Origin of the sequence: Paraburkholderia sp., from assembly GCF_035656215.1 — a bacterium.
Lineage (GTDB): Bacteria > Pseudomonadota > Gammaproteobacteria > Burkholderiales > Burkholderiaceae > Paraburkholderia.
The window spans coordinates 1-4,350 of sequence record NZ_DASRSY010000147.1 but is presented as its reverse complement, the minus strand read 5'-3'; the positions used below and the strand labels follow the sequence as shown (position 1 = coordinate 4,350).

Genomic DNA, 4,350 nt, shown 5'->3' with positions numbered 1-4,350 from the left:
TACCCTCGCGCAGTTGCACGTGCACCGATTGGGTATTTTTGCCACCGATCGAAGCCGGGCTCGCTGCGTCTTCCGACCATTCGCGGCAGATCATCACGTAGCTGTCGCCGAAACGCATTTCCGAGTGGCCCAACTGGCCGTCGCTATCCGTGATCACCATTTGACGCTCGAAGCCGAACGCCTTCTCGAGCCAGTCGAGCGCGGCAAACGGGTCCTTGTAGTACACCGACGCGCCCAACGAAGGACGATGAAGCGGTTCGTTCATGATTGCCTCCTTTTATAAACCTTCCGGTTGATATTTAACACTATAGTTAAACAAATCGGAAAGGCAAGGAGGGATTTTCGTGTTCGGGACCACTGGCTAACGAGAGCCGCGAGCGAGCGGAGCGGACGCCCGCCGTCCGCCGCCGTGCAGAAGCCCTCCCTATCTCCACCAGCGCAGCGGACGGCGCAGATGATGCCGCTCCAGCCGCACCCCGGCGCTCGCCGGAATAAACGCGGGCATGCCGTCCAGCTGTGCGCCCTCGATTCGCTCGCGCTCCTCGTCCGCCTCGACCGTCCTCGCCGGATCGATGAAAAGCGCGGCCACGATCCCCACCCCCAGCAAGCATGCGGAAATCGTGAACGGCACGTTGTAACTGCCGGTTGTCTCGATCAGATAACCGAACACCACGGGCGATATCATGCCGGCGACACCAAAGCCCGTGTTCATCATGCCGCCCGCCGTGCCCGCGTAGCGACCACCGATGTCGAGCGGCAACGTCCACAACACAGGATTCGTGATCTCGAGAAAGAAGAACGACGCCGACAGGAAGACCACCGCCATCAACGGATTGGTCGCGGAGACCATCGGCAGCAGGAACGCGAGCGAGCCGCCCATGCCCACCACCAGCACGGCACAGCGCGCAAAGCGCAGTCGGCCGGTGCGTTTGTAGAGCCGGTCCGAAACAACGCCGCCCAAGGTGTCGCCAATCACGCCCGCGAGCAGCGGCAACGCCGTGAACAGCGCCAGTTGCTTGAGATCGAAGCCGCGAGCTTCCTTCAGGTACGAAGGCAGCCAGGTCAGATAAACCCACAGCAGCCAGCCATAACAAAAGTCCACGAAAGTAACGAGCCACATACGACGAATCAGTTTGCGCCACGGTGTGGCCGCGCGCTTGGCGCGTTCGCAGTCGCCGGCACGATAGCCGATCTCCGCCGTTTCTTCAGGCGTCACGCGCCGGTTCTGCTCCGGCGAGTTCGTGAAGACGCAGAGGTACAGCACCGTCCACGCGAGGCTCGCCACGCCGAGCAGAATGAACGCGTCGCGCCATCCGCCCGTCACCACCACGGCGAGCACGAGCGGCGGCGTAACCGCGCCGCCGAGGCGGGCGAAGCTATGGGTGATGCCTTGAGCGAAACCACGTTCCGCCACCGGCATCCAGTAGGTAAATGCACGCGTCGCCGTCGGGAATGCGCCGCCTTCGCCGATTCCCAGCGCGAACCTCAGCGCGACGAGCATCGCAACACTGCCGGCGAATCCGGTGGCGAGCGTCGCCACTCCCCAGATCAGCGACAGCACCGTCAGCACCAGCTTCGGCCCATATTTGTCCGACAGCCAGCCACCAATAACCTGCATGAACGCGTACGGATAGGCGAAGGCGGAGAACACGAGGCCGAGCTGGACCGTCGTCAGCCCCATTTCGTGCCGGATGATAGGGCCGGCCACGGCAATATTCACACGGTCGATGTACGAGATGAAATACATCAGACACATGACTGCCAGGATGATGTGGCGCGTCTTCACACGCCGCTTGTGCGTTTGCATGCTGTCTCCTGTCTCTCTTATGTGACGCCGAGGGCGTCTGTAGTCGTTCGATCCGTACGTCGTACTGCGTCGAGCCGCATGCGCGTCGACGCACGCCCACCTGACTCTGCCGGCGCGAACCGGCCATGCCGATGCGCGTGCCGTCAGGTGGGCACGAGCTTCAGGCGCTGCACCTTGCCCGAGGGCCCGCGAGGCAATTCCGCGACGAAGCGAAACTCCTTCGGCGTCTTGTAGCGGCCCAGTTCGCGCAGACAGTGCTCATGCAGATCGCCGATGTCGAGCGCGCCCTGCCCGTGCGCCACACGAGGCACGATGAAGGCAACGATCTCCTGCCCGTAGGCGGCATCCGGCACACCCACCGCCGCCGCATCCAGCACGCCGGGGTGTTTAAGCAACGCTTCATCGATCTCGCGCGGGGCGATGTTTTCGCCGCCCTTGATGATCAATTCCTTCGCCCGGCCATTGATGTAGAAGTAACCGTCGCTGTCGCGATAGCCGAGGTCGCCGGTGCGCAGCCAGCCGTCGGCGGTGAAGGCCGCGCGCGTCTCCTCAGTGCGCTTGTAATAGCCGCGCATGACCTGTTCGCCACGCAACACCAGTTCGCCGCACTCGTTGGGCGCGCATTCGCGGCCGTCACGGTCGATCACTTTCGCTTCACTGCCCGAAGGCAGGCCGATACTGCCGACTCTTCGACTCTCTGAATCGTATGGATTGCTGAACACGGGCGCGGCGGTTTCGGTCATGCCCATCGTCTCGATGATGCCGACGCCGAAGCGCGCCTCGAACGCGCGGTGATGATCGACTGGCAGCGCCGCCGACGCGCTGCGGCAAAACCTCAGCGCGGACAGGTCGACGGTGCACGCTTCATCGTTGTTGAGCAGATAGGCGACGATCGTCGGCACCACGTTGATCCATGTGCAACCGTGTCGCGCGACATCGCGCCAGTAGGTACGAGCGGAAAAGCGGGGGGTCATGACGACCGAGCCGCCGTGAAAGAGCGGCGCAAGCAGCGTCACGACAAGACCGTTGATGTGATAAAGCGGCAATGCGGCGAAGACCCGGTCGCCGGTGCCGAGCCGGTGTTCGCAGGAGATATTGCGAGCATTGGCCAGCAGGTTCCGATGGTCCAGCAGGACGCCTTTCGGTGCACCCGTGGTGCCGGATGTGTACATCAGCAGCGCCACGTCGCTCGCATCTGGCTCGCCGGTTTTCGACGCTTTGGAATCCCAGGCGTCGACAGATGGCACATAGCGCGAATCATTTGCCGATTCCGCTTGCAGGGCAGCAACACCGGCCGATTCCACCAGCGCAGGTTCGACACAAGCCAGCACAGACGCAACGGCCGCATCGGGCTCTGTGAGAATCAGCGCAACAGTGCGTGTAATGCCTTGCTCGCGCAACCCGGCGATCGCGTTCGACATAGCCGCGTATGTATCGCCGCAAACAAAGACCATGCGCGTGTCCGAATGCTCCACGATGTAGCGCAACTGCGACGGCTGGCACAACAGATTGAGTGGGTTGGCAATGAGCCCGCTGTACATCGCCGCAAGCAGCAGCCTTGCGGTATGGATACCATTGCCCATGAAGACCGAAACAACATCGCCGGCCTGCAAGCCCGCTTCGTGAAAGACCGTCTCAAGCGCGCGGCAGTCGTCGCGTAACGCCGCGAATGTCAGCGCGTCGGCACGAGCAGAAGCTTCACCGTCCTCATCGCATTCAGAGGCTGCCAGCAGGAACGGCTTGTCGGGATACTGTGCAGCGCGGGCATCAATCAGCGCGCGGATCGTGTGAGGCGCCTTCATTTGCCATACCTCCCGAAGAAATCCCCGAGTACGTCGTCCAGTTCGGGGACGCGCTCTTCGATCGGAAAGGCCACGCGCGTGATGTTCAGATAATGGTGAAAGTTGAGATTGCTCGAGAAATTGTTGCGGCCCCACGTTCCGCATCCCATCGACAGCGAAAACGGCAAGCCGTTATCGAAGTTGCCGCCGGTCGCGAGGCAGTGCGCCTGATTCACGATCACGCGCGCCACCGGCAGCGTCGAACCGAGTTGCACCGCTTGGCCCGAGTCGGAGGAATGCAGGCCGACCGAGTGCCCTGCTCCCATGTAGGCGTAGATACCGCACACGATGTCGGCAGCGGCATCGAAAGTCTCCGCGCGATAAACGGTCAGCACCGGCGCAAGCTTCTCGCCCGAGAACGGGTAGTCGGCGCCGAAGCCGGTTTCCTCCACCATCAGAAATGCGGGCTCACGTGCGGCAATGTCGTCGAGGCCCGCCGCCCGCGCAATCGACGCGGCCGAGCGCGCGGTGCAGTGTGCCGACAGCTTGCCGTTCGACCATAGAGCGGCCTGCAGTCGGGCCTTTTGCGCGGCGTCGAGCATCACGCCACCGCAAGCTGTCAGTTCGGCCAGCATGCCTGCGTACACCGCGTCTTCGATAACGACGCTGTTTTCCGACGAACAGCTCGTGGCGTTGTCGAACGTTTTCGAGCGTGCAATCTTGTGCGCTGCATCGTGCAAATCAGCCGACGCGGTGACGATC

General features: G+C 62.6%; 2 protein-coding genes and 2 pseudogenes. All 4 read right to left on the bottom strand.

Annotated elements, in window-relative coordinates; all coding sequences use genetic code 11:
• Window positions 1–265 (bottom strand): annotated as a pseudogene (locus VFE81_RS08495) (VOC family protein); the annotation flags it as partial.
• A 159-nt stretch (window positions 266–424) separates the two neighbouring features.
• Window positions 425–1,807: an MFS transporter gene (locus VFE81_RS08490; RefSeq protein WP_325044173.1), complete on the bottom strand. Its 1,383-nt coding sequence runs from the start codon at window positions 1,805–1,807 to the stop codon at window positions 425–427.
• Between the two features lie 143 nt (window positions 1,808–1,950).
• The gene (locus VFE81_RS08485) at window positions 1,951–3,609 is read right to left on the bottom strand and encodes an AMP-binding protein (protein WP_325044172.1); all 1,659 of its coding nucleotides are present in this window, start codon (window positions 3,607–3,609) and stop codon (window positions 1,951–1,953) included.
• A pseudogene (locus VFE81_RS08480) lies at window positions 3,606–4,350 on the bottom strand (sulfoacetaldehyde dehydrogenase); the annotation flags it as partial. The pseudogene VFE81_RS08480 and the gene VFE81_RS08485, both read right to left, overlap by 4 nt.